The following is a 15,117-nucleotide window of genomic DNA, read 5'->3' on the forward strand; positions in this document are numbered from 1 at the left end:
CAGGAACCCCATGACCGACCCGTCGACACCGTCGGTGCTATTCGTCTGCGTCAAGAACGGCGGCAAGTCACAGATGGCCGCCGGGCTCATGCGCCAGCTCGCCGGTGACACCGTGAACGGGCATTCGGCCAGCACCAGACCCGGTGGCGCAATCAATGATCTGTCAGCCCAGGCGCTGCTGGAAGTGGGTTTCGACATCACCGGTGAGCAACCCAAGCTGATCGATCTGGAACTGGCCCGCGACGTCGATCTGGTGGTCACCCTGGGCCGGGAAGCGCAGCTCGATGCGTTGCCCGGAACGCGGGTGGAGAACTGGGACACCGACGAACCCTCTGAGCGCGGGATCGACGGCCTCGAACGCATGCGCCTGGTCCGAGACGACATCACCGCCCGCGTGCAACGCCTGCACACCACGCTCACCGACGCCACTGCCTGACACCTACCTACCCCGCTGACTTTCACGCTGCAGCGCTGCAGCACGCCCTTCCCGCTCGATACACCGAGGAGACTTCGTCATGCCCGCACGCCATATAGTCGCCATCGGCGGCAGTGACGCCGGAATCAGCGCTGCTCTGCGCATCCGTGAACTCGACCCCAGCACCGAGGTCACCGTGGTCGTCGCCGACGCCTACCCCAACTTCTCCATCTGCGGCATCCCCTACTACGTCTCCGGGGAGGTCAGGCACTGGACCAACCTCGCCCACCGCACCGCCGACGACCTGGCCGCCACCGGCATGCGAGTGCTCACCGATGCCCGCGCCACCGCCATCAACGTCGCCGAGCACACCCTCGACGTCCTCGACCCCACCGGGGCGCCCACTGAATTGTCCTATGACGCCCTGATCGTGGGCACCGGCGCGGTCAGCGCCCGCCCGCCGATCGACGGCCTCACCGGACCCGACGCCCTCGGCCCCGAAGATGGTGTGCACCTGCTGCATTCGATGGGCGACACCTTCGCCGTCATGGACTCCCTGCAACAGCGCGACCCCAAGACTGCGGTCATCATCGGCGCCGGGTATATCGGCTTGGAGATGGCCGAAGGCCTTACCACCCGCGGTATCGCCGTCACCCAGATCGAAGCGCTGCCCGAAGTGCTGCCGACCGTCGACCCAGAACTCGGCGCCCTCATCCACGACGAACTGAAACGCCACGGCGTACAGGTCCTCACCAACACCACTGTCTCCGCCGTCACCCGCAGCAGTACCGGCGCGCTCACGGTGTCCGCGATCCGTGGCGGTGAAACTCTGCAGCAGACTGTCGATTTCGTGCTCGTCGTGGTCGGGGTGCGACCGGACGCGGAGCTGGCCGCCGATGCCGGCGCCGAACTCGGGATGAAGGGAGCGATGGCCGTCGATGAGACGATGCGCACAAATCTGCCGGATGTGTTCGCCGCCGGGGACTGCGTGCACACCCATCACCGCCTGCTCGGCGTGACGTGGTTGCCGCTGGGTACCACTGCGCATAAGCAGGGCCGCGTCGCCGGGGAGAACGCACTCGGCGGAAACGCCCGCTTCGCAGGCAGCCTCGGCACCCAGGTCGTCAAGGTCTTCGACCTCGTGGCCGCCCGCACCGGAGTGCGCGACCACGAAGTACTCACCGCAGACCGCGGCTGGACACCGGTCACCACCGCGGCCACACCGGATGACCACAAGGCCTACTACCCGGGCGCCACCCCCATCCACATCCGGATCACCGGCGACGAACGCACCGGCCGGCTGCTGGGCGCCCAGCTCGTCGGACACCGCAGCGCGGAGGTCTCCAAACGGGTCGACACCTACGCCGCCGCCCTGTTCCACGAGATGAGCGTCGAGGGCTTCTCCGAGCTGGACCTGTCCTACACCCCACCGCTGGGATCGCCCTGGGACGCGACGCAAATGGCCACCCAGACCTGGGCCCGCCAGCTCCGGGCGAAGGCATTCAGCTGACCCATCGGCGCTGACTGGTACCGCGCTAGTTTCCATCAGACGCCGCGAGGGGCGTACATGATGACGGCGACCCCGAGCAGGCAGACGATAGCGCCCGTGACGTCCCACCGGTCGGGTCGAAACCCATCCAGGGCCATGCCCCAAAGCAGGGAGCCGGCGACGAACACCCCGCCGTACGCGGCCAATATGCGGCCAAAGTGGGCGTCGGGTTGCAGGGTGGCGACGAACCCGTACGCGCCGAGCGCGATGACACCAAGGCCGACCCAGATCCAGCCGCGATGTTCGCGCACGCCCTGCCACACCAGCCAGGCGCCGCCGATCTCGAAGAGGGCCGCAACGACGAACAGCGCAACTGATTTGACGACCATCAAGAGAGTGACTCCTTGGTGGCGACGCCGGACAGATCGGCGATCAGCGACTGGGCGTCCGCGGGGCCGGCGACGGACAGTTCGATGTGCGTGCTCACTTGACGGTGAACTGCAGAAATGAGCAGCATGACTGCTCGGCGACGATTACATCGGTCAGCGCGGCGGATTGGGCGAGGGCAAGAGTCGCAACGAATCCGTCGGCCGTCGGGGTTACGCGCGTGTCGGCCAGCATCTCGTGCCAAGTCGCGAGCCGGTCGCGATACTCTTGGCCGCCGAGAGAACAGGACGTCGGCGTCGGGATGTCGACAAGCGGCAGCACAGTGGCGGGTTTGTGCTGATCGAGCAGGAACGCGCAGTTCGGGTCGCAGCGGTGGTCACGGTCGGGCAGCTCGTCGAGACGAAATTGCGCGTCCGCCAATTGGTCCCGCAGTGACTCCAGTTCAGTGATGGTGGCGTTGGTTTCCGCGAGCCGCTCACGGAGCAGCGGCCGTAACTGCTGTTTCACGGCGCGGCAGGCATCGGACTGCCAGACCGTGAGCAGATCGGCAATGGCCGGCAATGACAGCCGCAACCGTTTGGCTGCCTCGATGAACATCAGCCGCTCACGGGCTCTCTCGTCGTAGACGCGGTAACCAGCCGCGGTCCGCTCTGCCGGAAGCAGGCCGAGTTGACCGTAGTACCGCAGCGTGGAAGCGGGCACCCCGCTCCGGCGAGACAGCTCCGAGATCCGCATCGTGATCATATCCCGACGGTAAACCTTCAAGCCGACTCGAAGGTCAAGCCAGGAATTGAGTGGCTCTGCAGCGCAAGGCCGATCGAGGAGTGTTGCGCCGGGAATTAATGTTGTTGGGGTGAGAGACGCACCGGCCGCAATGTGCGTGGGTGGTGTCGGCGGGCACCACGACCTTCGTACCTGTGTGTGCCACCCCGTCCCCATCGATGACCGTCAATGGCGTTGCAGTGGTGGTGACTTGCACGGCGTGGTGGGCGTGGGTGTCGGTGGAGCCGATAGACCCGGCGAACGCGAGCACTCCCGGCCGCAGGAGTGCCGCACCACCCCAGCGCGGCGGGGCGCCGCTGTCGCCCGCGGAGCTATTCCGGTGAGGGTGGCTCATCGTTCGGGATGTTGTTGCGTCGGTGTCGCCGAGATTGCCAGAACGCGATGAGCCCTCCCAAGGTCAGACCTATCACCGCCGCGGTGAGGACGGAGGTCTTGGTGTCCGAGCCGAGTGGGCCGCTGGCGGTGGGCGCGGTGGTCGTGGGCGAGGCCGCGGTGCTCGTTGGCGATGGGCTGGTCGGGGGTGCGGCGGCCCCGGGGGTTGGGGCGACGGTGAAGGTGAAGGATCCCGACACGGGGTGGCCGTCTTTGGACACCACGCGGTAGCCGACGGTGTAGTCGCCGGCGCCGGGTAGGTCGGGGCTCACGGCGGCACGCACTAGGCGACCGGTCACCTGCGCGGGGCCATCGGCCCAGTTGCGATCATCGCTGCCGCCGATGACGACAGTGGCGAAGGCCGTGTTGATGTCTTCGGTGAAGGTCAAGGTGACGGCCGCAGGCGCAGACTCGGTCGTCGCACCTGCGGCAGGGTCCGAGCCGATCAACGCGGTGTGCGCGGCGGCGTTACCGGCTGCGCACGTCAGTCCCACCAAAGCGGCAAGGAGCGCCACTATCGTTCGTGCAACGGTGTTCACAGTTGCCGACCTCCTCTCGTACAGCGTGTCTGATTCGTGGTCACGATGCCGCTATCTCGGTGCCAGCAGGATGCGGCTGAGCGTTGTGGTGGTGGCCACGCCGTCGTCGTAGCCGCCCTCGTCGCCGAGTGCATTCATGATGGCCAGTGTGTAGCGCTGCTGCGGGCCCGCGAAGCCCACGGTGTTGACGACCCATCCGCCCTGCTCCTGTGACCACCCGTTCTTGTTCCCCGGTGCCATCGAGGCACCGGCGCCCCATACTCCCCACTGCTGCTGGCCGTCGACACGCTGCATTTCGGCCGACACGGCGGTCGCGTCCGCTGGCGTGAGGCCGGTCAGCACGTAATTCATCAGGCCGTCGAAGTCGTCAGCGGTGCCCTTCTGAAATCCCCAGCAGGGGTACACGTCGCCGAATCCGGACTGGGGGCGGACGTTGGGCATGCCGTAGCGCGCGAGGTTGGCATTGAACGCGCCATCGGTTCCGCCGTATCGCGACCACAAGGAGTCGGCTGCCTCGTTGTCGGATGTTCGCAGCATGGCGACCATCAAGCGCAGGTCGGCATCGCCGAGCCGAATAGATCCTGCCCGCTCGCGGGTCAGCAGGTCGGCGACCATCGCCAGCTTGATCGTCGAGGCCGTCCAGATCGGGGTGCCGGCATGGGCATTGCGGTACTTGGCCCCGGTCACGCGGTCGCGGAGCACGAAGCCGATCGTGCCGGGCCGGGTCGCCACATAGCGTTCGGCCTCGGCGATGCGCTCGCGCAAATCACACCCGACGTCATTGATCCCGCAGGCCGCGGCGGTCGGTGGCGCAAGGACCAGACCGGAGAGCAGCGCACACAGGCACGCGAGCACCGCCCACAGTCGTGAATGCATAGCTTATGAGCCCCTTTTCGATTGCGTGAACGTCCGCTCGTTCGCGGGGTGCCGCCTGCCTCAGCGCCATCTACGTCCTTGCTACGTAGATAGGTGTACCACCTCGAGTCGTGAGGTCGGACTTCATGGGCGTCACGCCGCGGACGAACAATCAGCGTTGAATGCTGTCGCTCACGGCGACAACTGCGCGGCGAGGTCGCTGGGAATGGGCATTGCAGTCATCAAGCCGGCATCGACCCGACCGGTGTTTCCGGGTGGGTAGCGACCACTAATCGAACCTGGCGCGGCGACGATCAGCCTGACCACCTGGCCAAGTGCCTCGCGGCGGTTCCGCTCGCGCAGCGCCATCACCAGCATCGCCGCGTGATTACACGTGTGTAGCCACGGATCTGGTTGCGACACTATGTGGGCCCGCTCTAGATGCCTCCACCGTTGGTCCGCAGTCGACGCGGTCTTCGCGGCGGCCATCTCCCGGCGGTACAAATCGCGAGTATGGAGTTCGAGACGTGCGCCCTCCATCAGTCCTCGCAGCAATCGCAATCGTGCGTCGAGGCGGCCTTAGTCGTGGCCATCATCGGCGCGGGGCAGCAGGTTCGACCTCGCCACGCTTCCAAGCCTTCCCGCACTGCAACTCCCGCGATGACCAGCGCGGCGATCGGGTCGGCCCAGGACCATCCGAGCACGCTGTTGAGCAGCAGTCCGACCAGAAGCACCCCGGACAAATACGTGCACAGCAGCGTTTGCTTGGAATCGGCGACAGCCGAGACAGCGATCCCAGTTCCCGCCCAGCGCGGCGCTGTGCCCAGGACAAGACGGGCATGATGGCCAGGCTGACGGCCGCCAGGACGATCCCGATCGTCGAATGGCGAGCTTCGCCGAAACCGAACAGCGCTCGAACCGCGTCCACGGTGACGTAGGCGGCGAGGGCGAAGAAGGAGAACGCAATGACCCGCAGCGCCGCCTTCTCGCGTGACTCCGGGTCCTTGCCGGCGAACTGCCATGCCACCGCGGCCGCCGAGGAGACTTCGATGACGGAGTCGAGGCCGAAGCCCACCAGCGCCGTGGAGGACACGCGCGCGCCCTCCGTCAGAGCGATTGTCGCCTCGACGACGTTGTAGCTGATGGTGGCGGCGACGAACCACCGGATGCGGCGGGACAGCAGCTGGCGGCGTTCGTCCGAAACGGCCGGCCTTGCAGAGGGAAGTCCGAGGTCACTCATCAGCAGCACCCGTCATCGTCGCTCGCAGCGCAGCAAGCGGGGTCCACTGCCAGGACCAGGCCGGTCAGATCGTCGAGGGCGTGGCCGATGCGTGGGTCGGCGAGTTCGTATCGCGCCCGCCGACCCTCCGGAACCGCGACCACCAAGCCGCACCCACGAAGGCACGCCAAATGGTTCGACACGATCTGGCGCGACACACCGATGTCGTCGGCGAGGTCAGACGGATATTGAGCCCCATCCCGCAGGGTCAACAGGATTTGCGTGCGCGTCGGATCGGACAAGGCGTAGCCGAACCGCACCAGAGCGTCACGTCGAACGAGTGTCTCCATGAACCTGACAATACAGCGCGATCTGTATTCAGGAAACCCTGTACGTTTGTCCGATGCGCGGAATGAAACGTCCCACCCGGCTGGCGTACTCGCGGTAGCGCTCTCCGTGCGTGCGACGCAAATACGGTTCCTCCACGACACGCACCTGCAGCTCGATCGACACCACCAAGAGCACGAACCCGGTAATTGCCAACGGATTTGGGGCCATCAGTGCCACACCGGCGCCGAAAACCAACATGGCGGTGAAGATGGGATTGCGCACCCACCCAAACACCCCACTGTCGACGAGCCGGGTGACCTCACCGTCGTCGACACCGATCCGCCACGAGTCGCCCATCGACTCTTGCGCCCAAAGTGTCCCCGCGATACCCACCACCGCAGCCAACGTCCCGAGCGCAGCGATCGCAGGGTGGTCGACCGCGGCCACCGGCGACAGTGAGCCGGCAAGTTGCAAGATCGGCGCGACGGCCCCCAACACGATTGCCACCACGAAGCCCGCACCGGCGATCCACTCCAGCGATCCGGGCCGACCGTGGAAGCCACGCATGCCCGTGGATCCGGTGCGGCGCCACTGCCGGTAGCTTCGCCATCCGAACCCCGAGACGATGAACACTCCATAGAGCACCAATGCTGCCGTTGCCATTGCGGCCTCCTCAACTCGTGTCGTACCCGTTGTGAATCAAAGCTTTTGGATGATCACTGCGTATTCGATGACTCCGTTGCATCTTGGGCCCGCGGGTCGAACCGGTCGGCGCAGGCCCTCGAGCAGAAGCGGTAGATTCGTCCGTCACGGCTCAGGGTGGCTGCGGCGGACGTGGCATTGACGTGCATCCGGCACACCGGGTCCACGTGCTGCTGGTGACCCCCGGCGGTATCGACCGCGAAGAGCTCCATCGGTTCGGCCATGTTCCTGATGCTCACCAGTCCGAGCGCCTCAATGGGCAACTCGACCTCGCGCGCAAATGCGGCGACGTCGCGACATACGACGACCTGGCCGGGCAAAGCGAGCGCGGCCAACCGCGCGGCGGCGTTCACGGTCGTCCCGTAGACATCGCCGCCCCGTTTCACCACCGGCCCCGCACTGACCCCGGCGCGAAGCATCGGGAAGCCGTCGGCGCGCCCAACGGCTGCGCCCAACCGGCGCAGGAAGGCCAACGCGGCGGGTGCGTCTGCGCTGGCCACCATGACGGCATCGCCCATGGTCTTGATCAGTTCGTCGTCGATCCCCAGCGCTGCGGTGGCCATGTCGGCGAAGTCGACGGCGAACTGGGCGGCGACGTGATCGCCGTGGGCCTCGGTGAGCGCCGTGTAACCCGACATGTCGACGAACACGATGGCCGCCCTGGTATCGGCATGGCCGAAAGACGGTTCCATTGTTGGGACTTCCACGTGGTCACCGTCCCGCCGTCTCGTCATCACGCCACAATACATAGTGACATGCGCATGTGTCTATACTTTGTTAAAGCGAACGCTGAAGCAGAAAGCCCCTACGTGAGCGCCGAGCGAATGTGGCTATCCGCCGAACTGCACCTACGGATGTACTTCGTAGAGTGGCAGGACAGGACATTCTCCCAACGACTGAGCACAACAGCGATGTGGCGGGTTAGTACCCCGCGTGCCTGAGGCGTGTCCAAGCAGCGGCGCCGGCCGTGGCCACCCCTGCGTCCATTCCGTCGGTGTCCCCGACCGACCGCACGGCCCACCACGCACAGCTACGACGACACACATACCCGCAGAGGACCAATCCGCGGGAGTGAACCCGGCGTAGTGGGTCCTGGCGGGGGCACTGGCGGCCTCATCTTGGTCGCCTTCGCACTGCTTCGTGCTGGCCGGCCGACACGCACGCACCTGTCACGCGGCGGTTGAGCAAAAACTCATCGCGCTCAACATATTGCGCTATCCGCCGAACAAGAGGTACAGACCTGCGAACGTGTAGCCCACCATCGTCAGCATCATCGCCAGCTGCCCCGTGATCTGATGCCGTCGCGGCAGCAGGTGCAGGGCACGATCGTGGGCGGCGATGACCGCGACGATGTGTCCGATGACCACACACGACACCTTGATCGACCACAACACCGACGGGTGCTGCGACAGCACGTACTGAACGTCACCGGCGTCCAACCCCAACAGATGCCATCCGCGTCCCAGTGGGTCGGCCAGCCGAACGAGGGTCTCCTGCCCACGCTCAACCAGATACGACAGGTAGTGGGCGAAGATGTAGCCCACGACGATCGGGATCAGCGAGTGCGCAAGCCGGCCGGGCAGCTCTCGCCGCAGCTCCGCGTCCACGCCTCCTGTCGCTCGAGCCGCTGCCCAGAAGGTCAGCCCGACCACCGAGGCGAAGAGGAGCAGCCCGGCCGAACGCATCAGCGTCGCGCCCCAGGCTTCGTCCACCACCGGCACCGACATCGCATGCCGATCGACGAAGTTCCTGAACGCCGGGGCCGCGGAGAAGCTGTCGAACGCAGTCGATCCCAGCAGCACCGCGAGAACGGCGACCATCCCCGGCCGCACCGGCAGCGACGGGAGGTGATTGAGCGGATTGACGAACTCGACACGACCTGACTGCGAGCTTCGCCGGACCGGCGCCAACCGAGAGACCGCCATGCCATACACCTCGAACGGGTCGGCCCGGGCGAACCACCGCGATCCAAAGACGAAGGCGCCGGCCAGCATCACCACCGCGTAGACGACCAGCCACGTCTTGATGGCTGTCAACGATCCGGGATCCGGGCTCGCCAGTTCCAGCCACACGAACGCGAACAGGCCTACCGCGGCTGGCCAGTACCCCCACTTGGGTGGGTAGGGACGCACCGATCCCTCTGTGGTCTCGCGGCGTCGAAGACTCGCCAATCTGTAGACCGTCCGCAACGGCGACAGCAGCCGCCACACCGGTCCGACGACGACGGACACGGCGACCAAGCCCACCCACAGCAAGACGTAGAACGCACCTGGTAGGGCATTGTCGCTTCCCGGCGGACCCCATACGGCAGCGACGGCCACCCACACGGCTAGCACCAACGCCATAAGCGCAGCGGCCCAACGGGTTATCGGGGAGTCCACCGCTCGGGAAACCCACGCCGGCAGGTCCCGCCCGGGCATATCCGGATCGAAGCGCGGCTTCTTCCACGCCAGTGCAACGATCGCAAACGTCGCCGTGAGAGCCCAAGCAGCTCCGATCAAAGCGAACGACAGCGGCACGGGAAGGTCGGTAGAACCGCCAACGCCGTGGGCGACGAAGGTGAGACCCGTCGGTGTCACGGGCGGACTTGGATCGTCACGACGGTCCGGTTCAGATCGTGTAACTCGACGTCGACCTGGCCCGGCACGTCTACGGTGAACTCGAAGCTTTGATCGGGACGCGGCTTGATCGAGAACGTGTGCTCGGGCACAGAGTGCACGTGCAGTTGATCTGCGGTGTCGCTGGCGACCTGCAAGACGATGGGCTTGCCGACAGATGCGGTGGCCTGGCCATTGGTCGGAGTCACCGCGCCGTTGGCGATGGTGATGTCGACCGTCGTGCGGTCGGCGTTTGCCGGTGTCGGCGGCGCCGGCTCACTCGACGACGGTCCACCAGCCGAACTCGAGGCCGTGCTTTCCGCCGACGGGCTCGACGACTGCGACTGCGTTGTCGTCGACGTGGACCCGCAACCGACGACCAGGAGCATCAGGACGGCCGGCACGGCGCGCGTCGGGCACTTCACGGTGACCATCAATTCTCGGTCCTTCCGTCGTGTGGCGGCTCATTCTCAGTCGTTTCGGGGACCTCGGGGTGGCGACGACGGTCGCGACGGATGACGACGAACACCACCGCCACTACAGCGAGGGCCGGCCCGAACGCGGGGAGCGACATCCACAGCCCGACATCGGTGGCCAGGTAGGAAGAAGACGACAGCGTCACACAATCACCGCCTGCCGGCCGTTTGGCGGCAGCGCGCCGTTCAAGCGCCGACAGGCGACGTCGGTGATGAGCACTGTTTCCCTCCAGTTCCATTCAAGGCGACGGGGCACTGGCAATGAAGAATCCGGGGCAAACTACGGACTGCCCCGTACTTGGTACAGCAACATACCCGAACCGGCGGTACCGTTTACTACCCGTCGTAGACGTGGCGCCTCATGGAACCCTGCAACGGCGGCCGAGCCGGTCTCTTCACCCGGGCGGTCACGGCGGCGGGCGTAGCCAAGAGGCGCGGCAGCGGGCGATCGTTAGGAGCGCCGGAATTAGCGCCGCGTTGGTTCCGGTCCACTTAATCTGGTGGCAGCGGTGGCTAGAAATGACCGCTGGCTGTTCCCTCGCGGAAAGAATGCAAAACCCCCGCTGTGCCAAGAGTGTGCCAAGACCCGCAGAAACGCGCGAGATGGTGGAGACAGGGCGAGACAGTCGCAACCTGCTGACCTGGACATATAGGCACAGAGTGAACACGGTGAAATGCAATAAACGCTGGTCAAAGGCATTTACACACCAGCGGTCGGGGGTTCGAAACCCTCCGCGCCCACCAGCATGATTGCGGCTCAAGCTCCGTCGCCCGATCGCTCGCGGCCCGCGTTTACAGCGGCCTTCGGTAGCGTTGATAGGCGCAACCGCGTGCGATGCCGAGTATCTCGCCGATCTCGCCCCATTGGATACCGCGTCTTCGGGCGCGGTCGACGGCCAACTGCAAGTGAGCTTCGGCAATCGCGATGATCGCCCGGTCGCGCGACCGTTTGGAATTGCGCAAGCGCTGTCCAGCTGACGAAATGTCACTCAGCAACTTCTCACGGTGAGCTACCTCGGTTAGCTGCACTATTCATACCCCCGGTTTGAAGCGATCTCGGGTCGTTACTTAGTTTGCCTACCCCTGCTAGTGGGCTGCCAAACAGCAAACCCTTAAACCCGTCAGAGGGTCTCCACGACGCGTTGGGCGATGCTAGTGAGCTTTTCGTTGCTGGTCTGCGACAGTTTGCGCAGCATTTCGAAGGCCGCCACCGCGTCGATCTTGAAGCGCTCCATGATTATTCCCTTGGCCTGACCAATGAGATCGCGGCTGGCCAACGCCGACTCGAACTGCGTATGGCGGTCGCTGGCGATGATCGCGATAGCCGCCTGCGTCGCGAGCATGGCGCCGATGGTTTCCGTATGCATGTCGAAGGTCTGCGGTACGCGACTGAACAGGTTGAGCGCAGCCCCGCCCTTCTTGTGAGTGCAGAGCTGAAACGACAGCGAGCTGTAGACGCCGCGCTCGATGGCACCAGCGTCATGGTCTTCACGGCTCGTCATGAGCCTCTGCTTTCCCTCGCCGCGGATGGGAGTGGCGCGGGCGGTCAGTCATTCAGTTTGCGCCCTCGAAATCGACGTAATTGCCAATCACGAGCCCGAGTTCTTGCTGGACGCACAGCGGCAGTGGATCCCGTACTACAGAAGTCTGGCCGATGCATCGCCTCTGCCGGTGTCTCTCCACCGGACGCGCGGTCCGGTTGCGCCGCAGCATCTCTCGGGCAATCACGGCGGCAAGCGCACGACTCACGCCGAAATCAGAGCACTGGCGGCGAATTGGCTTGAGGCGGTTGAGGCCGTCGCCGGGTACGAGGTAGTCGCGGTGACCCGATTGGCCCTCGTCTCAGGCGAGCAGACCGCGGCCTCACGACGTGCTCGGGTCGAGCCGTGTCAGGCCGCCAGTAAGCTCACGGGGTGACTGGCGAGCCCCGCCCCGAGCTGCAGCGCGATGCCGAGCGCACCCGCGCGGATCTGCTTGCCGTTGCCACCGAGGTCTTCGCCGAGTCGGGTTTCTCGGGCGCCCGGGTCGACGAGATCGCCGAACGCACCCGCACGACCAAGCGGATGATCTACTACTACTTCGGCGGCAAGGAAGGCCTGTACATGGCCGTTCTCGAGCACGCCTACCGCGGCATTCGTGAGGCCGAGCAGCGGCTCCAGGTCGACCACGTCGATCCGGTGGTCGCGATGCGCAAGCTGGCAGAGCTGACCTTCGATCACCATCTCGACCACCAGGCCTTCATCCGCCTGGTGGCCATCGAGAACATTCACCGCGGCGAGTACATCGGGCGCATCGAATCCCTGCGTAGCCTCGGCCAGCCGGCCACCTCGCTACTGGACGAGATCCTCGCGCGCGGCCACGCCCAGGGTGTGTTCCGCGACGACGTCGAGGCGCTCGACGTCCACCTGCTGATCAGCTCGTACTGCGTGTTCCAGGTCGCGAACCGCTACACGTTCGGGTTCCTGTTCGACGTGGACTTCACCGACTCCCGGCGCCGGGCTCATCTGCGCAGAATGATCGGCGACGTCGTCGTCGGCTGGCTCACCGCCTCCTGACGGGCGATCCGGCTCACACACAATTGCTTGACGAGACCCAGGCCACAGTGCTGTACTCGATTACTAACGAACTAGTTAGTACATTGAGAGGCGGTGCCGCGTGGCTCCCAGCCCGTACCTGGTCGGTCTCGTCGGACAAGGCGTCGGTCCGTCCCTGACTCCGGCGCTGCACATGGCCGAAGGCCGAGCCAATGGGCTCGACTACGTCTACCGCACGATCGACCTCAACGCCGTCGGCCTCGCGCCCGACCGAATCGGGGACATCCTGACGTGGGCGCGCACGCTCGGATTCGACGCACTCAACGTCACGCATCCGTGCAAGCAGTCCGTGATCCCGCACCTCGACGCGCTGGACGACGAGGCGGCCGCCCTCGGCGCGGTGAACACGGTGGTCTTCGGGGGCCGGCGGGCAGGAGCAAAGCGACCCGGGGACGAGGACGGTGGCGCAGTCGGCTACAACACAGACGCACCGGGTTTCCGCACGGGGTTCGCCGAGGGGCTGCCCGGCGCGGCCACCCGCAGCGTGGTGCTGCTCGGAGCCGGGGGAGCAGGCGCAGCCGTTGGGCATGCCCTCCTCGACCTGGGCACCGAATACCTCACCATCGTCGACCTCGACGTCGACCGTGCCACTGCACTGGCCGGCGATCTCGCAGCGCGGCACCGTGACTCTCGCGTCGACGCGTCGGCCTTCGACAAGTTGTCGATCCTGGTGCCGCTGGCCGACGGTGTCGTGCACTGCACGCCCACGGGCATGGCGGATCACCCGGGCATGCCGTTCGACGCCGCGCTGCTGCGGCCCGACCTCTGGGTGGCCGACATCGTCTATCGGCCGCTGAACACCGAGCTGCTCGCCGCGGCCCGCGCTGCGGGCTGTCGCACCCTCGACGGCGGCCACATGGCCGTGCACCAGGCGAGCATCGCCTTCGAGTTGATCACCGGGATCACCCCGGACGCCGACCGCATGTCACGCCACTTCCGCACGCTTGCAACGTAACTCGCAAAACCCATTCAACGAAGAATGCAGGAGGAACCCATGAGCATCATCGACAGCACTCCACCCGACGGCGTCCCCGCCGCCGTACCCGAGCGGACGCCGAAGAAGGCCGCGCTGGCCAGCTTCATGGGCAGCGCCGTCGAGTACTACGACTTCTTCGTATTCGGCTTCGTTGCGGCGCTTGTCTTCCCGAAGGTCTTCTTCCCCGAGGGCAACGAAACCGTCGCGCTCGCACAGTCGTTCGCGACGCTCGGCGTCGCCTACATCGCCCGGCCGGTGGGCGCGTTCGTCATCGGCCACTTCGGTGACAGGATCGGCCGCCGAAACGTCCTGATGTTCACCCTAATCCTCATGGGTGTCTCGACATTCGCGATCGGATGCCTGCCCACCTACGGCATGGTCGGAGTGCTCGCGCCCATCTTGCTGGTGACGTGCCGCCTGCTGCAGGGCTTCTCGGCCGCAGGTGAACAGGCCGGCGCCAGCTCGCTGACCCTCGAGCACTCGCCCGACGGCCAGCGCTCGTTCTACACGTCGTGGACGCTGACCGGAACCCAGGGCGGCCTGATCCTCGCCTCGCTCGTCGTGATCCCGATCGTCGCACTGCCCGACGAAGACCTGTACTCCTGGGGCTGGCGAGTTCCGTTCTGGCTGAGCGCCGTCGTGGTCGTGGTCGCCTACTTCATCCGCCGCCGCCTGCACGAGACGCCGGAGTTCGAGGACGCCAAGGCCAGCGGCACCATCGCCAAGATGCCGCTCAAGCCCTTGATGCGCAACCACTGGCGTGACGTTCTCCGTGTCATCTTCTGCGCCTTCATCGCGGCCGTGTCGACGGTTTTCGCCAATCTGGCCATCGCCTACGGCAAGAAGATGGGCCTCAACTCCGACGAGACGCTGTGGCTGGTGGTGGTCGCCAACATCGTCGCCCTCGGCACGCAACCGCTGTTCGGCAAGCTCGCCGACCGGATCGGCCGCAAGCCGGTGTTCATCTACGGCGCGCTGTCCTCGGCTGCACTGATGCCGTTCTACCTGCTGTCGATGAGCGGCGGGAACGACGTGCTGATGTTCGCACTCGCCATCGCCACGTTCTCGTTCGGCTACGCCGCCGCCAACGCCGTGTGGCCGTCGTTCTACGGCGAGATGTTCGCCACCCGAGTCCGGTTCTCCGGCTTGGCCATCGGTACCCAACTGGGCTTCCTGGTCGCGGGTTTCGCCCCGGCCATCGTCACTGCACTCGGTGGCGTGGAGGAAGGCGGTTGGGTGGTCATCAGCATCTTCACCGCCGTCGTCTGCCTCATCGCCTCGGCCGCCGCGCTCACGGCCAAGGAGACCAAGGACGTGCCAACCGCGGAGCTGGGTGACAAGCCCACCACCGCGCGCAACCTCGTCGATCACTGAGGAGAGACC

At 65.8% G+C, this 15,117-nt stretch carries 16 protein-coding genes and 2 pseudogenes; 5 read left to right on the forward strand and 13 right to left on the reverse strand.

Annotated features, from left to right (window positions below; translation table 11 throughout):
* Positions 1–10 precede the first annotated feature (10 nt).
* Both G6N61_RS01705 and G6N61_RS01710 read left to right on the forward strand, forming a co-directional pair.
* Positions 11–436: an arsenate-mycothiol transferase ArsC gene (locus tag G6N61_RS01705; RefSeq protein WP_163916684.1), complete on the forward strand. Its 426-nt coding sequence runs from the start codon at positions 11–13 to the stop codon at positions 434–436.
* Positions 437–515: 79 nt separating this feature from the next.
* A complete protein-coding gene (locus G6N61_RS01710) occupies positions 516–1,925 on the forward strand; it encodes an FAD-dependent oxidoreductase (RefSeq protein WP_163916718.1) in 1,410 nt (469 codons plus the stop codon).
* A gap of 35 nt (positions 1,926–1,960) precedes the next feature.
* Here G6N61_RS01710 and G6N61_RS01715 read toward each other — a convergent pair whose 3' ends face one another.
* The 13 genes and pseudogenes from G6N61_RS01715 to G6N61_RS01770 form a co-directional block, all read right to left on the reverse strand.
* On the reverse strand, positions 1,961–2,293 hold the full coding sequence (locus G6N61_RS01715) for a YnfA family protein (RefSeq protein ID WP_198339321.1): 333 nt from the start codon (positions 2,291–2,293) through the stop codon (positions 1,961–1,963).
* A gap of 94 nt (positions 2,294–2,387) precedes the next feature.
* Positions 2,388–3,035, reverse strand: coding sequence for a MerR family transcriptional regulator (locus tag G6N61_RS01720; RefSeq protein ID WP_198339322.1), 648 nt, complete (start codon positions 3,033–3,035; stop codon positions 2,388–2,390).
* 136 nt (positions 3,036–3,171) lie between these two features.
* A pseudogene (locus tag G6N61_RS30725) lies at positions 3,172–3,408 on the reverse strand (AraC family transcriptional regulator); the annotation flags it as partial.
* Positions 3,386–3,961 carry a copper resistance CopC family protein gene (locus G6N61_RS01725; protein WP_163916722.1) on the reverse strand — a complete coding sequence of 192 codons (576 nt, stop codon included), beginning with the start codon at positions 3,959–3,961 and terminating at the stop codon, positions 3,386–3,388. The gene G6N61_RS01725 and the pseudogene G6N61_RS30725, both read right to left, overlap by 23 nt.
* A gap of 75 nt (positions 3,962–4,036) precedes the next feature.
* Positions 4,037–4,861 (reverse strand): serine hydrolase, encoded by an 825-nt coding sequence (locus G6N61_RS01730; protein ID WP_163916724.1) that lies wholly within the window; start codon positions 4,859–4,861, stop codon positions 4,037–4,039.
* A gap of 171 nt (positions 4,862–5,032) precedes the next feature.
* Complete coding sequence (locus tag G6N61_RS01735; protein WP_163916726.1) at positions 5,033–5,380, reverse strand: DUF3703 domain-containing protein; 348 nt, start codon at positions 5,378–5,380, stop codon at positions 5,033–5,035.
* A pseudogene (locus tag G6N61_RS01740) lies at positions 5,380–6,080 on the reverse strand (cation transporter). The gene G6N61_RS01735 and the pseudogene G6N61_RS01740 overlap by 1 nt, the downstream one beginning before the upstream one ends.
* The gene (locus G6N61_RS01745; protein WP_163916728.1) at positions 6,080–6,409 is read right to left on the reverse strand and encodes an ArsR/SmtB family transcription factor; all 330 of its coding nucleotides are present in this window, start codon (positions 6,407–6,409) and stop codon (positions 6,080–6,082) included. Before G6N61_RS01745 ends, G6N61_RS01740 begins: the two are co-directional and overlap by 1 nt.
* A 28-nt stretch (positions 6,410–6,437) precedes the next feature.
* Positions 6,438–7,052, reverse strand: coding sequence for a methyltransferase family protein (locus G6N61_RS01750; protein WP_163916730.1), 615 nt, complete (start codon positions 7,050–7,052; stop codon positions 6,438–6,440).
* 53 nt (positions 7,053–7,105) lie between these two features.
* Positions 7,106–7,783, reverse strand: coding sequence for an adenylate/guanylate cyclase domain-containing protein (locus tag G6N61_RS01755; protein ID WP_235887371.1), 678 nt, complete (start codon positions 7,781–7,783; stop codon positions 7,106–7,108).
* Positions 7,784–8,305: 522 nt separating this feature from the next.
* Positions 8,306–9,670: a hypothetical protein gene (locus G6N61_RS01760; protein ID WP_163916735.1), complete on the reverse strand. Its 1,365-nt coding sequence runs from the start codon at positions 9,668–9,670 to the stop codon at positions 8,306–8,308.
* Complete coding sequence (locus G6N61_RS01765) at positions 9,667–10,122, reverse strand: hypothetical protein (protein ID WP_163916737.1); 456 nt, start codon at positions 10,120–10,122, stop codon at positions 9,667–9,669. Before G6N61_RS01765 ends, G6N61_RS01760 begins: the two co-directional genes overlap by 4 nt.
* 1,163 nt (positions 10,123–11,285) lie before the next feature.
* A complete protein-coding gene (locus G6N61_RS01770) occupies positions 11,286–11,666 on the reverse strand; it encodes an ANTAR domain-containing protein (protein ID WP_163916739.1) in 381 nt (126 codons plus the stop codon).
* Between the two features lie 411 nt (positions 11,667–12,077).
* On the opposite strand from G6N61_RS01770, the gene G6N61_RS01775 reads away from it, so the two are divergent.
* The 3 genes from G6N61_RS01775 (at position 12,078) to G6N61_RS01785 (ending at position 15,108) form a co-directional block, all read left to right on the forward strand.
* On the forward strand, positions 12,078–12,719 hold the full coding sequence (locus tag G6N61_RS01775) for a TetR/AcrR family transcriptional regulator (protein WP_163916741.1): 642 nt from the start codon (positions 12,078–12,080) through the stop codon (positions 12,717–12,719).
* 100 nt (positions 12,720–12,819) lie between these two features.
* Entirely contained in the window at positions 12,820–13,713 is an 894-nt protein-coding gene (locus G6N61_RS01780) for a shikimate dehydrogenase (protein ID WP_163916743.1), read from the forward strand.
* Between the two features lie 39 nt (positions 13,714–13,752).
* Positions 13,753–15,108: an MFS transporter gene (locus G6N61_RS01785; RefSeq protein ID WP_163916745.1), complete on the forward strand. Its 1,356-nt coding sequence runs from the start codon at positions 13,753–13,755 to the stop codon at positions 15,106–15,108.
* Positions 15,109–15,117: the final 9 nt, after the last annotated feature.

Origin of the sequence: Mycolicibacterium arabiense (genome assembly GCF_010731815.2) — a bacterium.
GTDB lineage: Bacteria > Actinomycetota > Actinomycetes > Mycobacteriales > Mycobacteriaceae > Mycobacterium > Mycobacterium arabiense.

Bases quoted from the DNA above. Each gene is read 5' to 3' on its own strand.
- G6N61_RS01705 (WP_163916684.1), top strand. From the start codon at position 11: ATGACCGACCCGTCGACACCGTCGGTGCTATTCGTCTGCGTCAAGAAC.
- G6N61_RS01710 (WP_163916718.1), top strand. From the start codon at position 516: ATGCCCGCACGCCATATAGTCGCCATCGGCGGCAGTGACGCCGGAATC.
- G6N61_RS01715 (WP_198339321.1), bottom strand. From the start codon at position 2,293: ATGGTCGTCAAATCAGTTGCGCTGTTCGTCGTTGCGGCCCTCTTCGAG.
- G6N61_RS01720 (WP_198339322.1), bottom strand. From the start codon at position 3,035: ATGATCACGATGCGGATCTCGGAGCTGTCTCGCCGGAGCGGGGTGCCC.
- G6N61_RS01730 (WP_163916724.1), bottom strand. From the start codon at position 4,861: ATGCATTCACGACTGTGGGCGGTGCTCGCGTGCCTGTGTGCGCTGCTC.
- G6N61_RS01735 (WP_163916726.1), bottom strand. From the start codon at position 5,380: ATGGAGGGCGCACGTCTCGAACTCCATACTCGCGATTTGTACCGCCGG.
- G6N61_RS01745 (WP_163916728.1), bottom strand. From the start codon at position 6,409: ATGGAGACACTCGTTCGACGTGACGCTCTGGTGCGGTTCGGCTACGCC.
- G6N61_RS01750 (WP_163916730.1), bottom strand. From the start codon at position 7,052: ATGGCAACGGCAGCATTGGTGCTCTATGGAGTGTTCATCGTCTCGGGG.
- G6N61_RS01755 (WP_235887371.1), bottom strand. From the start codon at position 7,783: ATGGAACCGTCTTTCGGCCATGCCGATACCAGGGCGGCCATCGTGTTC.
- G6N61_RS01765 (WP_163916737.1), bottom strand. From the start codon at position 10,122: ATGGTCACCGTGAAGTGCCCGACGCGCGCCGTGCCGGCCGTCCTGATG.
- G6N61_RS01770 (WP_163916739.1), bottom strand. From the start codon at position 11,666: ATGACGAGCCGTGAAGACCATGACGCTGGTGCCATCGAGCGCGGCGTC.
- G6N61_RS01785 (WP_163916745.1), top strand. From the start codon at position 13,753: ATGAGCATCATCGACAGCACTCCACCCGACGGCGTCCCCGCCGCCGTA.